The organism is Streptomyces sp. NPDC051576, assembly GCF_040681835.1.
Classification (GTDB): domain Bacteria; phylum Actinomycetota; class Actinomycetes; order Streptomycetales; family Streptomycetaceae; genus Streptomyces.
Window position 1 is genome coordinate 39,003 of the sequence record NZ_JBFAZO010000002.1, and the last position, 20,933, is coordinate 59,935.

Annotated in this window: 17 protein-coding genes; 9 read left to right on the plus strand and 8 right to left on the minus strand. The window is 69.5% G+C overall.

The window, feature by feature from the left end; genetic code table 11:
* Entirely contained in the window at window positions 1-927 is a 927-nt protein-coding gene (locus tag AB0M63_RS06110) for a class I SAM-dependent methyltransferase (RefSeq protein ID WP_366018569.1), read from the minus strand.
* A gap of 124 nt (window positions 928-1,051) precedes the next feature.
* Here AB0M63_RS06110 and AB0M63_RS06115 point away from each other — a divergent pair, with 124 nt between their 5' ends.
* Window positions 1,052-1,822 carry a phytanoyl-CoA dioxygenase family protein gene (locus tag AB0M63_RS06115; protein WP_366018570.1) on the plus strand — a complete coding sequence of 257 codons (771 nt, stop codon included), beginning with the start codon at window positions 1,052-1,054 and terminating at the stop codon, window positions 1,820-1,822.
* Window positions 1,823-1,956: 134 nt separating this feature from the next.
* Here AB0M63_RS06115 and AB0M63_RS06120 read toward each other — a convergent pair whose 3' ends face one another.
* Entirely contained in the window at window positions 1,957-3,669 is a 1,713-nt protein-coding gene (locus AB0M63_RS06120) for a glycoside hydrolase family 6 protein (protein WP_366018571.1), read from the minus strand.
* 67 nt (window positions 3,670-3,736) lie between these two features.
* Complete coding sequence (locus AB0M63_RS06125; protein WP_366018572.1) at window positions 3,737-5,218, minus strand: cellulase family glycosylhydrolase; 1,482 nt, start codon at window positions 5,216-5,218, stop codon at window positions 3,737-3,739.
* Window positions 5,219-5,495: 277 nt separating this feature from the next.
* Here AB0M63_RS06125 and AB0M63_RS06130 point away from each other — a divergent pair, with 277 nt between their 5' ends.
* From AB0M63_RS06130 to AB0M63_RS06140, 3 genes are all read left to right on the plus strand, one after another.
* On the plus strand, window positions 5,496-8,414 hold the full coding sequence (locus tag AB0M63_RS06130; RefSeq protein ID WP_366018573.1) for a glycoside hydrolase family 48 protein: 2,919 nt from the start codon (window positions 5,496-5,498) through the stop codon (window positions 8,412-8,414).
* 248 nt (window positions 8,415-8,662) lie between these two features.
* Window positions 8,663-11,326 carry a cellulose binding domain-containing protein gene (locus AB0M63_RS06135; protein WP_366018574.1) on the plus strand — a complete coding sequence of 888 codons (2,664 nt, stop codon included), beginning with the start codon at window positions 8,663-8,665 and terminating at the stop codon, window positions 11,324-11,326.
* 155 nt (window positions 11,327-11,481) lie between these two features.
* Window positions 11,482-12,117 (plus strand): hypothetical protein, encoded by a 636-nt coding sequence (locus AB0M63_RS06140; protein WP_366018575.1) that lies wholly within the window; start codon window positions 11,482-11,484, stop codon window positions 12,115-12,117.
* 22 nt (window positions 12,118-12,139) lie between these two features.
* Here AB0M63_RS06140 and AB0M63_RS06145 read toward each other — a convergent pair whose 3' ends face one another.
* Window positions 12,140-14,029 carry a rhamnogalacturonan lyase gene (locus AB0M63_RS06145; protein ID WP_366018576.1) on the minus strand — a complete coding sequence of 630 codons (1,890 nt, stop codon included), beginning with the start codon at window positions 14,027-14,029 and terminating at the stop codon, window positions 12,140-12,142.
* 39 nt (window positions 14,030-14,068) lie between these two features.
* Window positions 14,069-15,025, minus strand: coding sequence for a YafY family protein (locus AB0M63_RS06150; RefSeq protein WP_355918840.1), 957 nt, complete (start codon window positions 15,023-15,025; stop codon window positions 14,069-14,071).
* A 39-nt stretch (window positions 15,026-15,064) separates the two neighbouring features.
* Between AB0M63_RS06150 and AB0M63_RS06155 the strand changes: the two genes are divergently transcribed.
* Window positions 15,065-15,544 (plus strand): hypothetical protein, encoded by a 480-nt coding sequence (locus tag AB0M63_RS06155; RefSeq protein WP_366018577.1) that lies wholly within the window; start codon window positions 15,065-15,067, stop codon window positions 15,542-15,544.
* Complete coding sequence (locus AB0M63_RS06160) at window positions 15,541-16,020, plus strand: hypothetical protein (protein WP_366018578.1); 480 nt, start codon at window positions 15,541-15,543, stop codon at window positions 16,018-16,020. The genes AB0M63_RS06155 and AB0M63_RS06160 overlap by 4 nt, the downstream gene beginning before the upstream one ends.
* Here the strand turns inward: AB0M63_RS06160 and AB0M63_RS06165 are convergent.
* From AB0M63_RS06165 to AB0M63_RS06175, 3 genes are all read right to left on the minus strand, one after another.
* The gene (locus AB0M63_RS06165; RefSeq protein ID WP_366018579.1) at window positions 15,986-16,732 is read right to left on the minus strand and encodes a class I SAM-dependent methyltransferase; all 747 of its coding nucleotides are present in this window, start codon (window positions 16,730-16,732) and stop codon (window positions 15,986-15,988) included. The two genes, AB0M63_RS06160 and AB0M63_RS06165, sit on opposite strands and share 35 nt — an antisense overlap.
* A 50-nt stretch (window positions 16,733-16,782) precedes the next feature.
* The gene (locus AB0M63_RS06170; protein ID WP_366018580.1) at window positions 16,783-17,088 is read right to left on the minus strand and encodes a 4a-hydroxytetrahydrobiopterin dehydratase; all 306 of its coding nucleotides are present in this window, start codon (window positions 17,086-17,088) and stop codon (window positions 16,783-16,785) included.
* Window positions 17,089-17,173: 85 nt separating this feature from the next.
* On the minus strand, window positions 17,174-18,241 hold the full coding sequence (locus AB0M63_RS06175) for an ADP-ribosylglycohydrolase family protein (protein WP_366018581.1): 1,068 nt from the start codon (window positions 18,239-18,241) through the stop codon (window positions 17,174-17,176).
* A 30-nt stretch (window positions 18,242-18,271) separates the two neighbouring features.
* Between AB0M63_RS06175 and AB0M63_RS06180 the strand changes: the two genes are divergently transcribed.
* The 3 genes from AB0M63_RS06180 (at window position 18,272) to AB0M63_RS06190 (ending at window position 20,926) form a co-directional block, all read left to right on the plus strand.
* Entirely contained in the window at window positions 18,272-19,105 is an 834-nt protein-coding gene (locus AB0M63_RS06180) for a helix-turn-helix transcriptional regulator (RefSeq protein ID WP_366018582.1), read from the plus strand.
* An 82-nt stretch (window positions 19,106-19,187) separates the two neighbouring features.
* Window positions 19,188-20,051 carry a helix-turn-helix transcriptional regulator gene (locus AB0M63_RS06185; RefSeq protein WP_366018583.1) on the plus strand — a complete coding sequence of 288 codons (864 nt, stop codon included), beginning with the start codon at window positions 19,188-19,190 and terminating at the stop codon, window positions 20,049-20,051.
* Between the two features lie 59 nt (window positions 20,052-20,110).
* Complete coding sequence (locus tag AB0M63_RS06190) at window positions 20,111-20,926, plus strand: SAM-dependent methyltransferase (protein ID WP_366018584.1); 816 nt, start codon at window positions 20,111-20,113, stop codon at window positions 20,924-20,926.
* Window positions 20,927-20,933 lie beyond the last annotated feature (7 nt).

Genomic DNA, 20,933 nt, shown 5'->3' on the forward strand with positions numbered 1-20,933 from the left:
TCAGCTCGTGCGCACCGCCGTGTGGACGGTGTGCGCGGCGAGCACGAACACGTCGGCGCGCCGGTGCACGCTCTGAGGGTCCTGCGGGTCGACGAGCCGGTCGAGGGTGGCCCGGTCGTCGGCGTCGAGGGCGTCGCCGACGGTGTCACGGATGCGGGTCAGCCAGGTCGCGGCGTAGGCGCGGACACGGTCCGGGGCCGGGGCGGGCAGGTCGAGGAGGAAGCTGCGGCTGCCCGTGTGCTTCAGGCCCACCGAGGCCAGGAGGGCCGGCCAGTCCTCGGTCACCGTGACGGAGCCGGCGAGGTCGGCGCGCATCCGGGCGAACCACTCGGCCTCGACCGCGTCGATCCGGGCCTCGAGACCCGGGCGGCCGATGCCGAAGTCGCGGGGCAGGAACCGGGAGGGCAGGCCGCCCTCCATGATGGCGAGGGTGCCGCCGGGGGCGAGGCGCTGCGCGAAAGCGGCGAGACCGGCGCGCTGGTCGCCGAGGTGATGCAGGCTGCGACTGGCCCACAGGAGGTCGGCCGGGTACTCCAACTCCCCCAGCACGTCCGGCAGTTCACCGGTCAGCGTGCTGAAACGGTCACCGAAGCCCTGGCGGTCGGCGCGGGCGCGGGCCCGTTCCAGGAGCGGTTCGGAACCGTCCACCGCGACGACCCGGGCGCCCGTGAACGTCTCCGCGAACAGACAGGCGACCACACCGGGTCCGCTGCCCACGTCGACGATCAGGCCCGGCTCGGTCCGCTCCTTCGCGAGCCACGCCATGGCCCGCTCGTACAGCGGGGCGAACAGCTCCGCCTGCGACTCCAGCAGCGGGCCCATCACGGCCCAGTCGATGTCGGTGTGGTCGTGGTGGTGGTGATCCTGGCCGGGCTTGTGGTCGTGGTGCTCGCCGGGCCCGTGGTCGTGGTCGTGATCGTGCGCCATGGTGGTCAGCCTCTCGTCCGCGTGCCGCCAGCCTGCGCCGACGCACCGTCCGAGGGCCACCTCCGTTGCCGAAGCGGCAAAAAACCGGATGCGCGGGGTGCTGTCGGTGGTCGAGCATGCCGGTATGGACGACGTGCTGGTGGAACGCTTCCTCGAAGACGGGTTCGTGAAGATCGAAGGCGCCTTTCCGCCACGGGTCGCCGAGGACTGCGCACGGCTGCTGTGGCGGGAGACGGGCTACGACCCCGATGATCCCGGCACCTGGAAGGACCCCGTGGTCTGGATACCGGGCCTGGGCCAGGGCCCGTTCGCCGCGGCCGTCAACTCCCCCGTTCTGCATGAGGCGTTCGACGTCCTGGTCGGCGAGGGACGCTGGGCGACGCGCTACGGCCTGGGCGCCTTCCCGCTGCGTTTTCCGCACGAGGAGGAACCCGACGACGCGGGCTGGCACATCGACGGGAGCTACACCCCCGAGGGCAGGAAGGGGTACCACGTCAATCTGCGGTCGCGGGACCGGGCGCTGCTGATGCTGTTCCTGTTCACCGAGGTGACCGAGGACAACGCCCCGACCCGCATCCGCGTCGGCTCACATCTCGATGTGCCGCCGCTGCTTGAGCCGTACGGCGAGGCGGGCGTGTCCGGCCTGGAGATCGCCCCTCGGCTGGTCGAGGCCACCGCCCACCGCCCGCTCGCGTACGCCACCGGCAGCCCCGGCGACGTCTACCTGTGCCATCCCTTCCTGGTGCACGCCGCCCAGCCGAACCACGGCACCCGCCCCCGTTTCCTGGCGCAGCCCCCGCTGGATCCGGCGGTCCCCTACGAGCTGGACCGTCCGGACGGGAACTACTCGGCGGTGGAGTTCGCGATCCGCCGGGGCCTGGCCCGGGAGGGCTGACCCCGGCGGGGACCGCATCGGTGGGCGGGGTGTGGACTGTGGTGCGGCGGTATGCCATATGGCATGGCCGTATGCCATGTGCGATGCGGTAGGCGACGACTTCCGTATGTGATCTACAGAAGCGTGTACGTGCTCTACAGAGGCGGGTACGCGTTCGCCATCAACTGCTGGAACTGTGCCGAGAACCAGTGCCCGGACAGCGGGGCGTTCGGCAGCGCGCCCGACATGTTGTTGCCGTTGCGGGCGTTGCCCGTGTACGTCGGGTCGCACATGCGGTCGAAGCCCTTGCCCTCGTCGTTGGCGATGGCCGTGCTGGATCCGTCGGACTCGCCCGGCGGCTTCATCCACACATAGGCGTCGATCCCGGTGGCGGGGGCCGCCTGCGGGCGCTCACCGAGGCCGGCTCCGGACTGGTTGCACCAGTTGCCGACCTGGATACGGCGGTCGTAGCGTCCGCCGTCGACGTACGTGTCCACGCTGGTGGTCGCTCCCGGGCCGGTCGGCCGGGCCGAGCCTCCCCAACCGTTCCTGGAGGTGTCGATCAGCATGCCGATACCGGAGTTGAAGCCCACGGACACCAACTCGTTGCGGAACGCCTGGGCGTACGACAGCTCGTCCACGTAGCGGTTCCAGTCGACCCACTTGGACTGGCGTACGGAGACGCCGTTGACGCTGTCGTTGATGGTGAAGTTGTTCTCCTTCAGGGCGCTGTAGTTGGCCGTGTTGGTGATGAAGCCGGCCACGTCGTTCACGGTCGCGCCCTCGGCGTTGGCGGCCTGGTAGAAGAGGTTCGCCGACGGGGCGAAGTTGTCGTCCCAGCCGAGCCAGCCGTGGTGGCCGGCGTCGATGTAGTTGTAGACGTTGGGGATCGCGCCGAGCTTGTTCAGCGCGTAGCCGACGCCCTTCACGTAGTTGCCGTTGGCGAGCATCGTGTCGCACTGCGGGGTGGCGGTGGCCTTGCTGCCGGTGTTGGTCACGAGGTTGGGCAGCGAGTCGATCTCGATCGTGGTGACGATCCGCAGCGAGGCGTACTTGCTGTCGGCGAGGATCGCGGCGATCGGGTCGATGAACTCGGTCTCGTAGCGGCCGATCTCGGTCGGGCCGAGTTCGCCGTTGGAGGCGAGGGCCGCGCAGTCGCGTCCCGGGAGGTCGTAGACGACGAGTTGGACGACCTCTTCGCCGCTGCCCTTCTGGGCGAGCGCCGCGTCGAGGTGGGCGCGCAGGCCCATCCCGCCGTTGACACCGTTGATGGCGGCGATGCGGTCGAGCCAGACGCCGGTGGGCTGGTTGGAGATCCGGCTGCCGCCGGTCTCGGCGGCGGCCTTCGCGGACCACTCCGGGTTCACGTACACCTTGGCGCCCGCGTACGGGTTGTCGACCCGCCCGCTGGGATCGGTGGTGCCGCCCCCTCCCCCGCTGCTGCCGTCGTCGACGTTGCAGGTCACGCCGTCGAGGGTGAAGGTGGTGGGGAGCGCGTTGGTGCCGCTGTAGGTGCCGTTGAAGCCGAAGCTGACCGAACCGCCGGTCGCCAGGCTTCCGTTGTAGGACTCGTTGGCCGCCGTGACGGCGGTCCCGCTCTGGCTGATCTTCGCGTTCCAGCCGCTGGTGACCTGCTGGTTGCCGGCGTACGACCACTTCAGGGCCCAACTCGACTTGGCCGTCGAGTTGTTGGTGACGGTGACGGCGGCGGTGAAGCCGGTGTCCCACTGGTTCTGCACCTTGTAGTCGACACTGCAGGGGATCGCGGCGATACCGGCGTCCGCCGAGGGAGTGGCGGCGACCGCCGTCCCCGAGGCCCCGGCGACGAGCACCAAGGCAGCGAGCAACGCTGTTCTGGTACGGCTCATGAGTGCGGGTTTCCTTGTCTGCCAATGGAGTTGGTTGCGGGTGCTGTGATGTGCGGTGTGCGGGCGCCTATCCGTCGAGGGCGCGCAGATGGTCACGCAGCCCGGTGCCGTACGCGGTGGGCGTACCGTCGTAGTCGGAGATCAGTGACGGGCCGGCGGAACAGTCCCAGGTGTTCCAGGTCCAGCCGAGATACGAGAGCCCGTGGTCGTCGAACCACTTCATGACCTGGTCGACGAACGCGTGGGAGCAGGTGTTCTCGCCGATCTCCCCTGCCACCAGCGGCACTTGGGCCGCGACGGGGGCGAGGGTGGAGTTCCAGCAGCTCTCGTTCGCGCAGGTGTTGAAGTTGTACACGTGGTAGGCGGCGACGAGATTGCCGGTCGGGTCGGTGGGCTTGTACGTCAGCCACTGGCTGAGGTCGTTCGAGTAGGCGAGCCCGCCTGCCATGATCACGTTCTGGGCGCCGGTGGACCGTACGGCGTCGACGAGATCCTGCATACCGGCGACTTCGTACCCGATGCCGGGGCAGGTGCCGCCGTCCCGCCAGCATTCCCACGCCTGGGTGGTCGTGGAGGTGGCGCGGTCCGGGTAGGGCTCGTTGAACAGGTCGAACGCGACGGCCTGGTCGGCCTTGAATGTGCTGGCGACCGAGGACCAGAAGGACGGCGTGTACTGCGCGTCCGGCATCGGTTTCTGGCAGGTGGCGTGCACGTCGGAGCAGCCCGCCGAGTTGCCGGTGTACTGGCCGTAGGTCCAGTGCAGTTCGACGATCGGTGTCATGCCGTGCGCCTCGACCTTCGCCACCAGGTCCTTGACGGCGGCGATGTAGTTGGCGCCCGCGTACTCGGGTTTGATGTTGGAAAGGCCCAGCCAGCACTCCTCGTTGAGCGGGATGCGGACGGTGTTGGCCTTCCAGTCGGCGATCGCCGCGACGGCCGCGTCGTCCACCGGGCCGTCCCAGATGCCGTAGCCCTGCACGCACATGAACTCGCCGCCGGACCGGTTGACGCCCAGCAGACGGCGGCCCGTGCCGTCGGCGTCCACGAGCTTGTTCCCGGAGACGTGCAGTGCGGGCGCGGTGGTGCTCGGCGGTGGTGAGGTCGGGGGCGGCGAGGTCGGCGGTGTCGGTTCCGAATCGACGTTGCAGGTCGTGCCGTTGAGCTTGAACGCGGACGGTACGGCGTTGCTGCCGGACCAGTCGGCGAGGAATCCGGCGCTGACGCTCGCGCCGGTGCCCAGCGAGCCGTTCCAGCTCTCGTTGGTCGCGGTGACCGTCGTCGCGGACTGGGACCACTTGGCGTTCCAGCCCTGGGTGACCTTCTGGCCGCCGGCGAAGTCGAAGCTCAGGCTCCAACCGCTCACCGGTGCCATGTTGTTGGTGATCCGCACTGAGCCCTGGAAGCCGGTGTCCCACTGGCTGGTGACCGAGTACTCCACCGTGCACGAGGGGGTGGCACCGGACGCCGTGACCACCGGGACGACCATCGCCCCGACGAGGGCGACGGCACCGGTGGCGGCTAAAAGCATTGAACGCGGGGGATGTCGCATGAGCGACTCCTTGCAGCTCGGGCGCGTCGCACGGACGCGTCGACTGACGGAATCGCTCCCACTGGTGTCAAGGAAGGTAGCGCCAAGTGACGGCAAAGGACAGGGGAGTCACAGACTTTCGCTGACTTTCCCTCAACCTCGTGCGTCGAATTTTTTCGACTCCGTAAGCACCTTGACGGCTCTCACCCCCGTCCTCACGATGGGAGCGCTCCCACTGGTTCAAGGCTTGTTGCTGCTCCGCCCTCACCTTCTCCGAGCCGCAAGGAGGAACCAGCACATGCACCCCAGACGGAGACGCCGTGTGACACGGCGACTGTGGACCGCTGTCGTGGCGGCCCTCGCGCTTCCCCTGTCGATGCTGGCGACCGGCACAACTCCCGCCCAGGCGGCGACAGTTCAGTGCAGCGTGGACTACAAGGCGAACGACTGGGGCTCCGGCTTCACCGCGGACCTGACCCTCACCAACCGGGGTACGGACGCGATCAACGGCTGGACCCTGACGTACGCCTACTCGGGCAACCAGAAGCTCAGCAACGGCTGGAACGGCACCTGGTCCCAGTCCGGCAGCGCGGTCACGGTGACGAACGCGTCGTACAACGGGACGATCGCCGCGGGCGCGGCCGTCTCCACCGGCGCGCAGTTCACCTACAGCGGCACCAACACCGCGCCCACCTCGTTCGCGATCAACGGCACCGCCTGCGTGGGCGCCCATCAGCCGCCGATCACCGTGCTGACCAGCCCGAGCGCGGGCGCGATCTACACGCAGGGGGCCGCGGTCCCGCTCGCGGCGACCGCGGCGGCGGCCGACAACGCGACGATCAGCAAGGTCGAGTTCTACGACGACACCACGCTGCTCGGCACGGACACGACCTCGCCGTACTCTTTCTCGGCCTCTGGTTTGACCGTGGGCAGTCATTCGCTGGTCGCGAAGGCGTACGACAGCCTGGGCGCGTCCGGGGAGTCCACACCGGTCGGTATCACGGTCGCCTCGGGACCCGCGGTCGTCGCATCGCCGAGTCAACTGGGCGTCCAGCAGGGCAAGACGGGCACGTACGCGGTGTCGCTGTCCTCGCAGCCCACCGCCAACGTGACGGTCACGACGGCCCGCGCGAGCGGCAACACGGGGCTGTCCGTCACCGGCGGCGCTTCGCTCACGTTCACGCCGTCGAACTGGAACACCGCGCAGACCGTGACCCTCACGGCCGACGCCTCCGGCACCGGTTCGGCGTCCTTCGAGTCGACGGCGACGGGCTTCACCAAGGCGACGGTCACGGTGACGGAGCTGGCGGCGGCGAACGCGTACGACGCCCGCTTCCTGGACCTCTACGGGAAGATCACCAACCCGGCGAACGGCTACTTCTCGCCGCAGGGCATCCCCTACCACTCGGTGGAGACCCTCATCGTCGAGGCGCCGGACCAGGGGCACGAGACCACGTCGGAGGCGTACAGCTATCTGCTGTGGCTGCAGGCGATGTACGGCAAGGTGACGGGCGACTGGTCGAAGTTCAACGGCGCCTGGGACCTCATGGAGAAGTACATGATCCCCACCCACGCCGACCAGCCGACCAACTCCTTCTACAACGCCTCGAAGCCGGCCACCTACGCGCCCGAGCTGGACACCCCGAACGAGTATCCGGCGAAGCTCGACACCTCGGTGTCGGTGGGATCGGATCCGATCGCCGGTGAACTGAAGACCGCATACGGTACGGACGATGTCTACGGTATGCACTGGCTGGAGGATGTAGACAACACCTACGGCTACGGCGACACACCGGGCGGCGGGTGCGAGGCGGGTCCGACGGCGAGCGGTCCTTCGTACATCAACACCTTCCAGCGCGGACCGCAGGAGTCGGTCTGGGAGACGGTGCCGCAGCCGACCTGCGACGCCTTCAAGTACGGCGGTACGAACGGGTACTTGGACCTCTTCACCGGTGACTCCTCGTACGCGAAGCAGTGGAAGTACACCGACGCTCCCGACGCCGACGCGCGGGCCGTGCAGGCCGCGTACTGGGCCGATGTGTGGGCCAAGGAGCAGGGCAAGGGCTCCGACGTCTCCACGACCGTCGGCAAGGCCGCCAAGATGGGCGACTATCTGCGGTACGCCATGTACGACAAGTACTTCAAGAAAATAGGCAACTGCGTCGGGCCGTCCACCTGCCCGGCCGGCACCGGCAAGGACGCCTCGGACTATCTGCTGTCCTGGTACTACGCGTGGGGCGGCGCCAACGACACCAGCGCGGGCTGGGCCTGGCGCATCGGCTCCAGCCACGTCCACGGCGGCTACCAGAACCCGCTGGCCGCCTACGCGTTGAGCTCGTACGCGGACCTGAAGCCCAAGTCCACGACGGGCGCGGCGGATTGGGGCACCTCGCTGAGCCGGCAGTTGGAGTTCTACCGCTGGCTGCAGTCGAGCGAGGGCGCCATCGCGGGCGGGGCGTCCAACAGTTGGCAGGGCCGGTACGCCACCCCGCCGGCCGGGACGTCGACCTTCTACGGCATGTACTACGACCAGCAGCCCGTCTACCACGACCCGCCGTCCAACCAGTGGTTCGGCTTCCAGGCGTGGTCGATGGAGCGGGTCGCCGAGTACTACCAGCAGACGGGGAACGCGAGCGCGAAGGCGGTCCTCGACAAGTGGGTCGCGTGGGCGCTGTCCAAGACCACGATCAACCCGGACGGCACCTATCTGATCCCCTCCACGCTCCAGTGGTCGGGCCAGCCCGACACCTGGAACGCGTCAAGTCCCGGCGCCAATACGGGACTTCATGTCACCGTCGCCGACTACACCAACGACGTCGGTGTGGCCGCCGCGTACGCCAAGACCCTGACGTACTACGCCGCCAAGTCCGGCAACGCGACAGCGAAGACGACCGCGAAGGCCCTTCTCGACGGCATGTGGAACAACTACCAGGACAGCCTGGGCATCGCCGTGCCGGAGACCCGCGCGGACTACAACCGCTTCGACGACAGTGTGTACGTCCCGAGCGGCTGGACCGGGACGATGCCGAACGGGGACGCGATCAACTCGTCTTCCACGTTCGCGTCGTTGAGGTCCTTCTACAAGAACGACCCGGCGTGGTCGAAGATCCAGAGCTATCTGGCGGGCGGGGCCGCGCCTGTCTTCACGTATCACCGGTTCTGGGCTCAGGCGGATGTCGCCTTGGCCATGGGTTCGTATGCGGAGCTTCTCGAATAGTCCCCCGCGGGGCGCTCCGCGGGTTGGGCGGTGCTTTTAGTGCGGGCCCGCTGTAGCTGGGTGCGCAGTTCCCCGCGCCCCTGGAGGGGCGTTGCAGGCCGCCCTTGTTCCCGCGGAACCGCTTCGAAGCTTCGTGTGCGGGGCCCCGTCACCTGACGGCGGGGCCAACTGCCGGGCGACCCCCACCCGCACTGGGGGTCGCCCGGTGCTCGTGCCTTTTCCCTCTTCTCTTCACGAGAGGACCCCTCGTGCGAAGAACCCGCATTCTCATGGCGGTTGTGGCGCTTGCCGCCGGTCTTTTGGCCGGCAGTCCGTCCGCCCTTGCCGCGAACGCGTCGAAGGCGGCGCTCGCGGCCGACACGTACACCTGGCACAACGCCCGTATGGACGGCGGTGGTTTCGTGCCGGGCATCGTCTTCAACCGGACCGAGAAGAACCTCGCCTATGCCCGTACCGACATCGGCGGCGCCTACCGCTGGCAGGAGTCGACGAAGACGTGGGCTCCGTTGCTGGACTCGGTGGGGTGGGACGAGTGGGGGCACACCGGGGTGGTGAGCCTCGCGTCCGACGCGGTCGATCCGGACAAGGTGTACGCGGCTGTCGGTACGTACACCAACAGTTGGGATCCGACGAACGGGGCCGTGCTCAGGTCGGCGGACCGGGGCGCGAGTTGGCAGAAGACCGATCTGCCGTTCAAGCTCGGCGGGAACATGCCCGGGCGCGGTATGGGTGAGCGGCTGGCCGTCGATCCGAACAAGGACAGCGTGCTGTATCTGGGCGCGCCCAGCGGGAAGGGGCTGTGGCGGTCCACGGACTCCGGGGTCACCTGGTCGCAGGTGACGAACTTCCCCAACGTCGGTAACTACGCGCAGGATCCGACCGACACGAGCGGCTACGCGAGCGACAACCAGGGCATCGTCTGGGTCACCTTCGACGAGTCGACGGGCACGTCCGGCAGCGCCACGAAGACCATCTACGTCGGGGTCGCCGACCAGGCCAACGCCGTGTACCGGTCGACGGACGCGGGCGCGACGTGGAGTCGGGTGGCCGGGCAGCCGACCGGCTATCTGGCACACAAGGGTGTACTGGATGCGGTCAACGGTTATCTGTACATCGCATACAGCGACAAGGGCGGTCCGTACGACGGTGGCAAGGGCCAGTTGTGGCGGTACGCGACCGCGACCGGTACGTGGACGAACATCAGCCCGGTCGCGGACGCCGACACCTACTTCGGCTACAGCGGGCTGACCGTCGACCGGCAGCATCCGGGCACCGTGATGGCGACGGCGTACAGCTCCTGGTGGCCGGACACGCAGATCTTCCGCTCCACGGACAGCGGCGGCACCTGGACGAAGGCCTGGGACTACACGTCGTATCCCAACCGTTCCAACCGCTACACCATGGACGTGTCGTCCGTGCCCTGGCTGTCCTTCGGGGCGAATCCGTCGCCGCCCGAACAGAGCCCGAAGCTCGGGTGGATGACCGAGTCGCTGGAGATCGACCCGTTCGATTCGAATCGGATGATGTACGGGACGGGTGCGACGCTCTACGGCACGGAGAACCTCACGAACTGGGACAGCGGTGGCCAGTTCACGGTGCAGCCGATGGTGCGGGGGCTGGAGGAGACGGCCGTCAACGACCTCGCCGCTCCCCCGTCCGGCGGTGCCCAACTCCTCAGCGCGCTGGGCGACATCGGCGGGTTCCGGCACACGGATCTGACCAACGTCCCCTCGATGATGTTCACTTCGCCGACCTTCACGACGACCACGAGCCTGGACTTCGCGGAGAGCAACCCGAACACCGTGGTGCGCGTGGGCGATCTGGACTCGGGGCCGCACATCGCGTTCTCGACGGACAACGGCGCCAACTGGTTCGCGGGAAGCGACCCTTCGGGTGTGAGCGGTGGCGGGACGGTGGCCGCGGCGGCCGACGGGAGCCGGTTCGTGTGGAGTCCGGCGGGTGCGGGGGTGCAGTACACGACGGGCTTCGGTTCGTCCTGGTCGGCGTCGAGCGGTATTCCGGCGGGTGCGGTCGTGGAGTCGGACCGGGTCGACACGAAGACCTTCTACGGTTTCAAGTCCGGCAAGTTCTACGTCAGTTCGGACGGCGGGGCGACCTTCACCGCGTCGTCGGCGACCGGGCTGCCCAGTGGTGACAGCGTGCGCTTCAAGGCGCTGCCCGGCACGAAGGGGGACGTCTGGCTGGCGGGCGGTGCGAGCGACGGGGCGTACGGGCTGTGGCACTCCACGGACGGCGGCGCCACCTTCGCCAAGCTCGCGAACGTCGACCAGGCCGACACCATCGGCTTCGGCAAGGCGGCGACCGGCGCCTCGTACCAGACGCTCTACACCAGCGCGAAGATCGGCGGCGTACGCGGCATCTTCCGCTCGACCGACAAGGGCGCGACCTGGACCCGCATCAACGACGATGCCCACCAGTGGGGTTGGACCGGAGCGGCGATCACCGGTGACCCTCGGGTGTACGGCCGGGTGTACGTGTCGACGAACGGTCGCGGGGTCGTCTACGGCGACTCGTCCGACGCCGGTGACGGCGGCGGCGGGGGTGGCGGCGGGACCGATCCGACGCCGACCGGCGCCTGTTCGGTCTCGTACCGGATCACGAACCAGTGGACGGACGGCTTCCAGGCGGACGTGCAGGTGACCAACACCGGCTCAACCACCTGGAACGGCTGGTCACTTGACTGGTCCTTCGCGGACGGCCAGCGGATCGGCCAACTGTGGAACGCCGACTACACCCAGTCGGGCGCGACGGTGACGGCGAAGAACGTGAGCTGGAACGGCACGGTGGCGGCGGGTTCGTCGGTGGGGTTCGGGTTCACGGGGAGTTGGTCGGGGGTGAACACGAAGCCGGGCGCGTTCAAGGTGGGCGATCAGAGTTGCACGGTGAGTTGAGCAGGGGGTAGTGGTCCCACCAGGGGCGCGCACCTCATCGGTGCGCGCCCTCCACTTCGACATCACAAATTAGTCACCTCTTCTTCACGCATCTCACGCCACCCTTATTTCGGGCGTTAAGTTCAACCCCCAACTAATCGCCAGGGGGACCCCATATGTCGTACCAGCCGCCACCGCCGCCCATGCCGCCCTCGTACGGCCCCGCGCCGACACCGCCGGCGCCGACCGGGCCGAAATGGGCCCGCAAGCACGTGGCCATCCCTGCCGCCGCCGCCCTCTTCGCACTCGGTGCGGTGATCGGGGTCGCGGGCGGCGGCGGTGGTGGTGACAGCGGCAACACGAGTGCCGAGCCTGCCGTGACGGAGACGGTCACCGCCACACCCGAGGCCGCCAAGGTCGCCAAGGCCGAGCCCGCGCCCACGATCACTGTCACCACCACCGTCTCGGTCACGAAGACCGCGAAGGCCAAGGCGACGAAGGCCGCGACGAGCAGTGACGAGGCCCCCTCGGGCAAGGCTCTCTTCAAGGTGTGGGGCAGCGCGCCCTCCGGTGTCGACATCACCTACGGCAGCGACGGCACCAACCTCCAGGGCAAGGGCCTGCCCATGACGAAGACCCTGACCGTGAACAGTGACGCCCTGTACTACCAGGTCACCGCCCAGCTCCAGGGCGGCGGGAACATCCACTGCTCCATCACCATCGACGGCAGAACCAAGTCCGGTCAGGCGCAGGGCGGTTACAACATCTGCTCGGCCCAGCTGAACTCCGACTTCAGTGGCGGGTTCAGCTGAGCCGGCCGGTTCCCCTCGGGAGCTACGGCGTGTAGACGGTCGGCCGGGGTGCCGTCGGCATTCCGTCGCCGATGTAGAAGCTCGGGTGAGGTGGTTGGTTGTAGGCGGTGTTCTGCCAGGCCAGGGCTGTGCGGTACTGGGTGTCGTGGAGCAGGGTGGTGATCCTGGTGGTCGTCTCGTACGGCGTGGAGTAGATCCGTAGCGCCGTGTTGTCCGTGGTGGGCCAGACGACCTCCTCCCGCCAGTCGCCGAGGATGTCCCCGGACAGGGTCGGGGTCGCCTTGGTGCTATTGTTGGAGTGGACGCCGGAGCCGGTCAGCAGGCGGGTGTCGGCGGTGGTGCCGTACTTGTCGATGTGGGTGTCGTCGAGGAGTTCGCGGACCGGGTCGCCGTCCCACCAGGACAGGAAGTTGACGCTGCCGGGCTTGCGGGTGGCGACGACCGTGCCCTGCGGGTCGCGGACGCCGTCGGCGTGGGACGACCACGACTCCGCGCCCGCGCTGCCCGCCCAGATGTCCCCGGAGACACCACGGCCGTTGTCGCCGTTGGCGGGCGTGGACCAGATGATCGCGCCGGTCTTCGCGTCCGCCATCCACGAGGACGGTTTCGAGGAGTCCTCGTCGACCTTGAACTCCTCCAGGCCCGGGCGGGACGGGTCGAGGTCGCCCACGTGCATGGCGTCGCCGTGGCCGTTCTTGGTGGTCCACAGGCCGGAGCCGTTGTCGTCGACGGCCATCGAGCCGTACACGATCTCGTCCTTGCCGTCCCCGTCGACGTCCGCGACCGCCAACTGGTGGTTGCCCTGGGCGTCGTAGCCCTTGCCGGTGTTGGTCGAGGAGTTGGTGTCGAAGGTCCAGCGGCGGGTGAAGGCGCCGTTCCGCCAGTCCCAGGCGGCGATCACCGTGCGCGTGTAGTAGCCGCGCGCCATGATCAGCGAGGGGCGGCTGCCGTCCAAGTAGGCGGTTCCGGCGAGGAATCGGTCGACGCGGTTGCCGTAGGAGTCGCCCCAGGAGGAGACCGTGCCGCGCGACGGGACGTAGTCGACGGTGCCCATCGCCGCACCAGTCTGGCCGTTGAACATGGTCAGGTACTCGGGGCCCGACAGCACATAGCCGCTCGAATTGCGGTAGTCCGCCGCCGAGTTGCCGATGACCGTGCCGGTTCCGTCGACCGTGGCGTCGGCCGTCTTCATGGCGACCTCGGCCTTGCCGTCGCCGTCGTAGTCGTACACCTGGAACTGTGTGTAGTGCGCGCCGGAGCGGATGTTGCGGCCCAGGTCGATGCGCCACAGGCGTGTGCCGTCGAGCTTGACGCCGTCGAGGATGGTGTTTCCGGTATAGCCGGACTGGGAGTTGTCCTTGGCGTTCGTGGGCTGCCACTTGAGGACGAAGTCGAGTTGTCCGTCGCCGTCGAGGTCGCCCACGGAGGCGTCGTTGGCCTCGTAGGTGTACGCGACGCCGTCGGGGGTCGTGCCGCCGGCGGGCGGGGTGATGGGGACGTCCTTGTAGCCGGTGCGGAACTGGATGGCGTGGACCGAGTCGGCCTGTTCGACGCCGCCGACGATCGCGCGGACCGTGTAGTCGGCCTGGGCGGGCGCGCCGGCGTGGAAGTAGTCGGTGGAGCCGGTGATCGGGGTCGCGTTGACCTTCGTACCGGCGCGGTAGACGTTGAAGGAGACGGTGTCGGGGTCGGTGCCGAGCCAGCGCCAGCTGACCAGGTTGCCGCTGTCCGTGTGGACGCTGACGACCCCGCGGTCGAGGGCTTCGACCTGGCGGGCGGTGGCGGCCTGGGCGGTGCCGCCGGTGGTGAGCCCGGCGAGGACCAGGGCTGCGGCGGCGGTCAGCGCGGCGAGTACGGCGCTTCGTCTGCGGTACCGGTGCGGCGGGTGCACATGCGGGTGCGGGTGGCTCACGGGAGGTACCTCCTGAGCGGACGGACGGGTTCTGGAGCCTCAGTCGCCGCTGTCCGTGAGCAAGTTGCCGTACCTTTCGGCCAGTTCGGCGACGGTGCGGGTGATGCGGTCGCGCAGCTCGGGCGGAGACAGGACCTCGATGTCCGTGCCGAGGCGCAGGAACTCGCCGAGCGCGTGGTCGACGGACTCGATGGGGACCGACATCAGGGTCCAGCCGTCCGGCTCCGGTTCTCCGCCGAGGGGCACCGCCCGGGCGAGGGTCGCGCCGGGTGCCAGCCGGACCACCGCCTCGCCCCGGTACAGGCGGTCGTGGAAGTCGCGTTGGTGGGCGGTCCAGTACGCGGCCAGGTCGAAGTCGTCCGGCCGGGTGAACTCGTCGTCGGAGGGGGTGAGTTCGAGGATCTGGTCGACGCGGTAGGTACGCGGCCCGGGGCCGGCGACGACATACCAGCGGCCCGCCTTCAGCACGAGGCCGTACGGCTCCAGTCGGCGCTCCACGTCGGTGGGCTCGCGCCAGCGGCGGTACATGGCATACAGAACACGGTTGTTCCATACGGCGTCGGCGACTGTATGCAAAAACCGGGTGTCGTCGGCATCCGCGTACCAGCCCGGTGCGTCCAGGTGGAACCGGTCGCTGATCCGGTCCGCGTGCTCGCGCAGCTCGGCCGGCAGCGCGGCGCGGACCTTCAGCCGGGCGGCGGCCAGGAACGGGCCGAGGCCCAGTTCGGCGGCCGGTCCCGGTACGCCCGCGAGGGACAGGGCCTCGGCCTCGTCCCGGGTGAGGCCGGTCAGACGGGTGCGATAGCCGCCGAGGAGCCGGTAGCCGCCGGCGTGGCCCGCGTCGCCGTACAGCGGGACGCCCGCCGCGCTCAGCGCCTCGACGTCCCGGTAGACGGTGCGGACGGAGACCTCCAGTGCCTCGGCGAGTTCCGCGGCCGTCATCCGGTCGCGAGTCTGCAGCAGCAGGAGGATCGAGACGAGTCGGCTGGACTTCACTGACACAGGATGTCAGTGGACCGGTCCTAGCGTCCTGCCATGCCCTTCACGGAGAAACTGCTGACCGTGCCACCACCGATCGTGGTGGCCGGGCGGCACATCAAGCGCTACCACGTCACCGCCGACGCCGCCGGGATCGCGCCCGAGGTGGAGGAGGCGGCGTACGCGATCCTGCCGAAGCTGCTGCCGGAGCCGGACGGCACTCCGCCGGCCACCTTCGTCGTGCTGCACCAGGGTGGTGACGACGGCGCCTATCTCAACGCCTACAGCTGGGTGTGGGACAACGTTCTGCACTTCCGGGGTGCGTCGGCGGGCCAGCCCGTGCTCGGCTGCCCGGACCGCGACCCGGCGCACTTCATCACTCCCGACCTGCCGTGGATCGGCTGTGTCTGGGAGCTGCCGCCGATCCTGCACGAACGGGACGCCTGGGTACGGCATCTGCTCGCGCCCGAAGTGCCGGACCTGGACGCCTACTTGACCGACTCCCTGCCCGACGCGACCACTGGAGACCGCTCATGAGCAGCCCGCGCGACTTCGACTTCTTCCACGGCGAGTGGGAGGTCCTCCACCGTCGCCGCACCGACTTCCTTCAACCCGACAGTGAATGGGTGGAGTTCACGGGAGTCAGTCGTTGTTGGCCGCTCTTCGACGGCGACGCGAACGTCGACGAGATCGACCTGCCGTATCTGGGGTCGAAGGGGCTGACCCTGCGGCTCTTCGACCGGGAGACCGAACAGTGGTCCCTGAGCTGGTCGTCGAGCCTCAGCGGGAAGCTGTTCCCGCCGGTGACGGGGCGGTTCGAGGACGGCCGGGGCGCGTTCCACGGCGACGACACCCACGACGGGAAGGACGTGCGGGTGCGGTTCGTGTGGTCGGGGATCAGCGGGACCGGCGCCCGCTGGGAGCAGGCGTTCTCGGTGGACGGCGGGGAGACCTGGGTGACCAACTGGACGATGGAGTTCACCCGGACGGCTTCCGGAACGCCAGCAGGGTGAACTCCGGGTCGGCGCGCGGGACTTCCTGGTCCGGCAGTTCCCGCAGACGGGCGGCGAATCCCTCGGTCAGTGGGTCGCCGGGGGTGAGCATGGTGAACCAGCCGCGCCGCAGGTCCGCGATGGTGCTCCGGGGGCTGCGGCCCTGGCCGTGCCCCCGGAAGCGGCCCGAGCCGGCCGGGTGGAGGCCGAACTCGGCGGCGTGCGCACGGACTTGATCGGCGCGGTCCTGGGCCGGGCGACGTAGACGGGACGCGAGGACGGTGTCGATGTCGCTGCCGACGTCGTGGGCGGCGGCCTTGTCGACCGTGGTGATGTACACCCCGCCCGGTCGCAGGACCCGTGCGCACTCCGTGATGATCGCCCTGACGTCCGCCGGGCCGTCCGCCAGGTGCAGCAGCCAGACGGTGGCGACGACGTCGAACACCCCGTCGGGGAAGGGGAGTCGGCGGCTGTCCGCGAGGAGTATCGCGCCGGGCAGCCGGGTCGCCGCCGTGCGGGCCATGGCCGGTGCGGTGTCCAGACCCGTGACCCGCAGCCCGGGGCGGGCGGCGGCCAGGCGGCGGGTGACGATGCCGGTGCCGCAGGCCACGTCCAGCAGGCGTCGGGCCTGCCCGGGGACGAGATCGAGTACGGCTTCGGCAGCGGCGGCGGCGCGGGGCTCGCCGCCGCGGGTGGCGTCGTAGGCGTCGGCTTCCTTGTCGTAGTCGAGCACGCGCTGGTGTCCCGTCGTCCTGGCGTCCCGTCCCTTTCCTTCGTGTCCGCTCAGTCCGCTCCGTGTCCCGGGGCCAAGTCCTCTACTCTGCGGGCGAGTTGGAAGTCCAGTTCGGTGATCGCGCCGCCCACGCTGTGGGTGTTCACGGTGAGGGAGACGGTGTTGTAGCCGAGGGTGAGGTCGGAGTGGTGGTCGAGTTCCTCCTGGACCTGGGCGATGTGGACGACCATCGCGGTGGCCGCGAAGTGCGAGCCGAGCCGGTAGGTGCGGGTGAGGCGGTCGGCGTCGGCGGACCAGCCGGGGAGTTCCGCGAGGCGGTCCCCGATCTCCTTCTGCGCGAGCGGTACGACGGGCATGGCCTCGCTCCTTCGTCGGGGTCGGTCTCTCTTCAGCGTGCCACAGGTGGGTGGCTGCGTCCCTGGTCAGACGGGTGCCCGGAGGTCAGCGCGGTACGCATTCGGCTGCCAGGTCGTCGGCGAGGGCGGCGATGGTGGCGCGGCCCTCGACGCCTCGCACCCACTGGTGCGGCAGGCCGTGGTCGCCGTGCCGGGCGCCGAGGAGGTTGCCGCAGATGGAGCCGGTGGAGTCGCTGTCGCCGGAGTGGTTGACGGCGAGGAGCAGCGCGGCCTTGACGTCGCGTTCCACCAGCGCGCTGTAGACGCCGATGGCGAGGGCCTCCTCGGCGACCCAGCCCGCGCCGAGGGATTCGACCTTCTCGGCGCTGGGCGAGCCCTCGGCGGCCAGGTCGAGGGCCTGGTGGAGGGCGGCGGAGGTCTCCTCGTGGCCGGGGTGGCGCTCCAGGAGCCGTAGCGCGCGCAGGACCGAGCCCTCCAGGGAGTCCCCGGCGACCAGGTGCGCCACGATGGCGGCGAGGGCGCCCGCCGCGTAGTAGCCGGTGGGGTGGCCGTGGGTGATCTGCGCGCCGGCGGCGGCCGTGGCGAAGGCACGGTCGGCCGTGGTGCCCAGGCCGAAGGGGGCCGAGCGCATCACCGTGCCGCAGCCCTTGGAGTCGGGGTTGACGGGTCCCGGTGTGCCGTCGAGGACGAGCCCCGGGTCGGGCGCGTACGCCTGCGCGACTCCGGACAGGCAGGCGTTGCCGGGGGCTCGGCGGGCGTACAGCCAGGGCTCGGCCAGCAGACCGCCCGTGACGCCCTCGCCCGGTGCGGGCTTCGACTGGGTTTCCAGCCACCGCTGGTACGCCTGGAGCAGCAGGAGGGGCCAGGCGCCGCCGATACCCTTCTCCCGTTCGCGCCCCAGGGCGAAGGTCAGGGCCTCGACGGTGAAGAGGGTCATCTGCGTGTCGTCGCTGATCAGACCCCGTGCTCCATGCGCGCCGGGCGCGTACCCGGTGACCCCGCGCGGGCCGTGGCTCGCGCGGATGCGGTCGAGGGAGGTGAACTCGATCGGGTAGCCGAGGGCGTCGCCGACGGCCCCGCCGAGGAGGCAGCCCCGGACTCTGGCCCGGTACACCGCCGTGGCCTCCCCGGACGGGTTCCTCAACTCGTTCACGTGTGTGCTCCTTCGACTACGGTCGTCCGTATGACCATTGTCGCGACCGGCACCGCCGCCTCCGCCGCCACCCCTGTCGGCAAGGGTGTCGGCCCGCTGCTGCGTGCCTGGCGGGAGCAGCGGCGGGTCAGTCAACTGGAGCTGGCGCTGCGGGCCGACTCCTCGGCACGGCACATCAGCTTCGTCGAGACGGGGCGGTCCCGGCCGAGCGAGGAGATGGTGCTGCGGCTGGCCGAGCACCTGGAGGTGCCGGTGCGGGAGCGCAACTCCCTGCTGCTGGCGGCCGGTTACGCCCCGCGCTATCCCGAGACCCCGCTGGACGCCCCGGCGTTGGGCGCGTTGCGCGAGGGTCTGGAGCGGCTGATCCGGTGCTACGAGCCGTATCCGGCGCTGGTGGTCGACGCGAGGTACGACGTGGTCGCGGCGAACCGGGGCATCACCATGCTGCTGGACGGTGTACCGGAGCATCTGCTCCAACCGCCGCTCAACGCCATGCGGTTGACGCTGCACCCCGAGGGGATGGCGCCGCGCATCCGCAATCTGGGTGAGTGGCGTGGGCATCTCCTCGCGCAGATGGAGCGGCAGATCGCCCTGCACCGCTCCGAGGCGCTGCGGGAGCTGCATGAGGAGGTCGCCGGGTATCCGGTGCCGGAGGCGGCCGACGACGGGGACGAACCGGCGGGTTCCGTACCGTACTTCGCGCTGCCGATGCGGATCGAGCACGCGGGCCGGGTGCTGTCGTTCGTGTCCTCGATCTCCACGTTCAACACCCCGATGGACGTGACGGTCTCGGAGCTGGCGATCGAGACGTTCCTTCCGGCCGACCCGGCGACGGCCAAGTACCTCCAGACGCTGGGGCGCTGACGGTGATCACCTCGGAACCGCTGAGAGAGTGGCTGGAACATGGCACACTTCCCCCAGACTTCGGCGCGTGGGGAGGCGTGGCGTGAGTGAGCGGCGGCCCGCGCCCACTGTGGGTCAAGTGGTGCTCGGCAGAAGGCTGCAGGAGCTGCGTGAGGCGGCCGGCGTCAAGCGTGAGGAGGCCGCGCAGGCTCTGCGGGTGGCTCCGGCGACGGTACGGCGGATGGAGATGGCCGAGGTCGCGCTGAAGGTGCCGTACGTGCAGGTGCTGTTGACCCTGTACGGGGTGCCCGAGGAGGAGGCCGGCTCGTTCGTCGCGCTCACCGAGGAGGCGAACCAGCCGGGTTGGTGGCAGCGGTTCCACGATGTGCTGCCGGAGTGGTTCAGCCTGTACGTGAGCCTGGAGGGCGCGGCCGGGCTGATCCGTTCGTACGAACCGCACTTCGTGCCCGGCCTGTTGCAGACCGAGGCGTACGCGCGTGCCGTGCTGGAGGCCGGGACGATCGGGCAGGCCGGCCCGGAGACCATCGAGCGGCATGTGTCCCTGCGGATGGCGCGCCAGGGGCTGTTGGAGCGGGACAGTCCGCCGCACCTGTGGGTGATCATGGACGAGACGGTACTGCGGCGCCCGGTGAGCATCCACGGCGAGGTGATGCGCGAACAGCTCGACAAACTTCTGGAGTTCACCGAGCGCGACCGGGTCACGCTCCAGGTCGCCGAGTTCGAGAACGGCCCGCACCCGGGGACGTACGCCCCCTTCTCGCTGTTCCGTTTCGCCGAACCCGAGCTGCCCGACATGGTGTTCACCGAGTACCTGACCGGCGCCCTGTACCTGGACTCCCGTACGGAGGTCTCCGCGCATCTGGAGGTCCTCGACCACATGACGGCGCATGCCGCGTCCGCACAGCGCACCAAGAAGATCCTGCGGGACTACCGCGAGAACTTCTGAGCACAGCTCGGCAGCACGGCCCGGCACAACGACCCGAACTCCTGAGGAGACGACACCGCATGACCGGATCCGAAGCCGCGCCCACCCGCATCGACACCAGCCGGCCGCATCCCGCGCGGGTGTACGACTGGTGGCTCGGCGGCAAGGACAACTACCCGGTGGACGAGGAGCTGGCGCGCCGTATCCTCGCCTCGGACGGCACGGCGGTGCGCGGTGCGCGGGCCAACCGCCGGTTCATGCACCGGGCGACGCGTACCGCGGCCGAGGCCGGGATACGCCAGTTCCTGGACATCGGCACCGGTATCCCCACCGAGCCGAACCTGCACCAGGTGGCGCAGGGCGTCGCCCCGGACGCCAAGGTGGTGTACGCGGACAAGGACCCGATCGTGCTGCGGCACGCGGAGGCACTGCTGCACGGCTCGGCCGAGGGCAGCACCGAGTACGTGCACGCCGACGTCCGTGACCCGGACACGATCCTGCGGCTGGCCGGCGAGAGCCTCGACTTCACTCAGCCGGTCGCGCTGTCGCTGGTCGCGCTCACCCACTATCTGGGCGACGCCACCGACGGCGACGACGTGTACGGCCTGGTCAAGCGGTACGTCGACGTCCTCGTCCCGGGCAGCTGTCTGACGCTGTCGCAGGTCACCGCGGATCTCAGCCCCGAGGCCATCGCGCAGGCCGCCGAGCACTTCCGGCGCAGCGGCACCCCGTTCTACCCGCGCTCGCTGGCCGAGTTCTCGCGCTTCTTCGACGGTCTGGAGCTGCTCGGGCCGGGAGTCATCGCCGTCTACGGCTGGCGTCCGGAGCCGGAGGACGTGGCCGCCCAGGCGGAGGGCATCGTCCCGGTCTACGGCGGTGTCGCCCGCAAGGTCTGATCCCCGC

Bases quoted from the DNA above. Each gene is read 5' to 3' on its own strand.
- AB0M63_RS06180 (WP_366018582.1), top strand. From the start codon at position 18,272: ATGACCATTGTCGCGACCGGCACCGCCGCCTCCGCCGCCACCCCTGTC.
- AB0M63_RS06170 (WP_366018580.1), bottom strand. From the start codon at position 17,088: ATGCCCGTCGTACCGCTCGCGCAGAAGGAGATCGGGGACCGCCTCGCG.
- AB0M63_RS06160 (WP_366018578.1), top strand. From the start codon at position 15,541: ATGAGCAGCCCGCGCGACTTCGACTTCTTCCACGGCGAGTGGGAGGTC.
- AB0M63_RS06115 (WP_366018570.1), top strand. From the start codon at position 1,052: ATGGACGACGTGCTGGTGGAACGCTTCCTCGAAGACGGGTTCGTGAAG.
- AB0M63_RS06110 (WP_366018569.1), bottom strand. From the start codon at position 927: ATGGCGCACGATCACGACCACGACCACGGGCCCGGCGAGCACCACGAC.
- AB0M63_RS06155 (WP_366018577.1), top strand. From the start codon at position 15,065: ATGCCCTTCACGGAGAAACTGCTGACCGTGCCACCACCGATCGTGGTG.
- AB0M63_RS06130 (WP_366018573.1), top strand. From the start codon at position 5,496: ATGCACCCCAGACGGAGACGCCGTGTGACACGGCGACTGTGGACCGCT.
- AB0M63_RS06140 (WP_366018575.1), top strand. From the start codon at position 11,482: ATGTCGTACCAGCCGCCACCGCCGCCCATGCCGCCCTCGTACGGCCCC.
- AB0M63_RS06190 (WP_366018584.1), top strand. From the start codon at position 20,111: ATGACCGGATCCGAAGCCGCGCCCACCCGCATCGACACCAGCCGGCCG.
- AB0M63_RS06125 (WP_366018572.1), bottom strand. From the start codon at position 5,218: ATGCGACATCCCCCGCGTTCAATGCTTTTAGCCGCCACCGGTGCCGTC.
- AB0M63_RS06120 (WP_366018571.1), bottom strand. From the start codon at position 3,669: ATGAGCCGTACCAGAACAGCGTTGCTCGCTGCCTTGGTGCTCGTCGCC.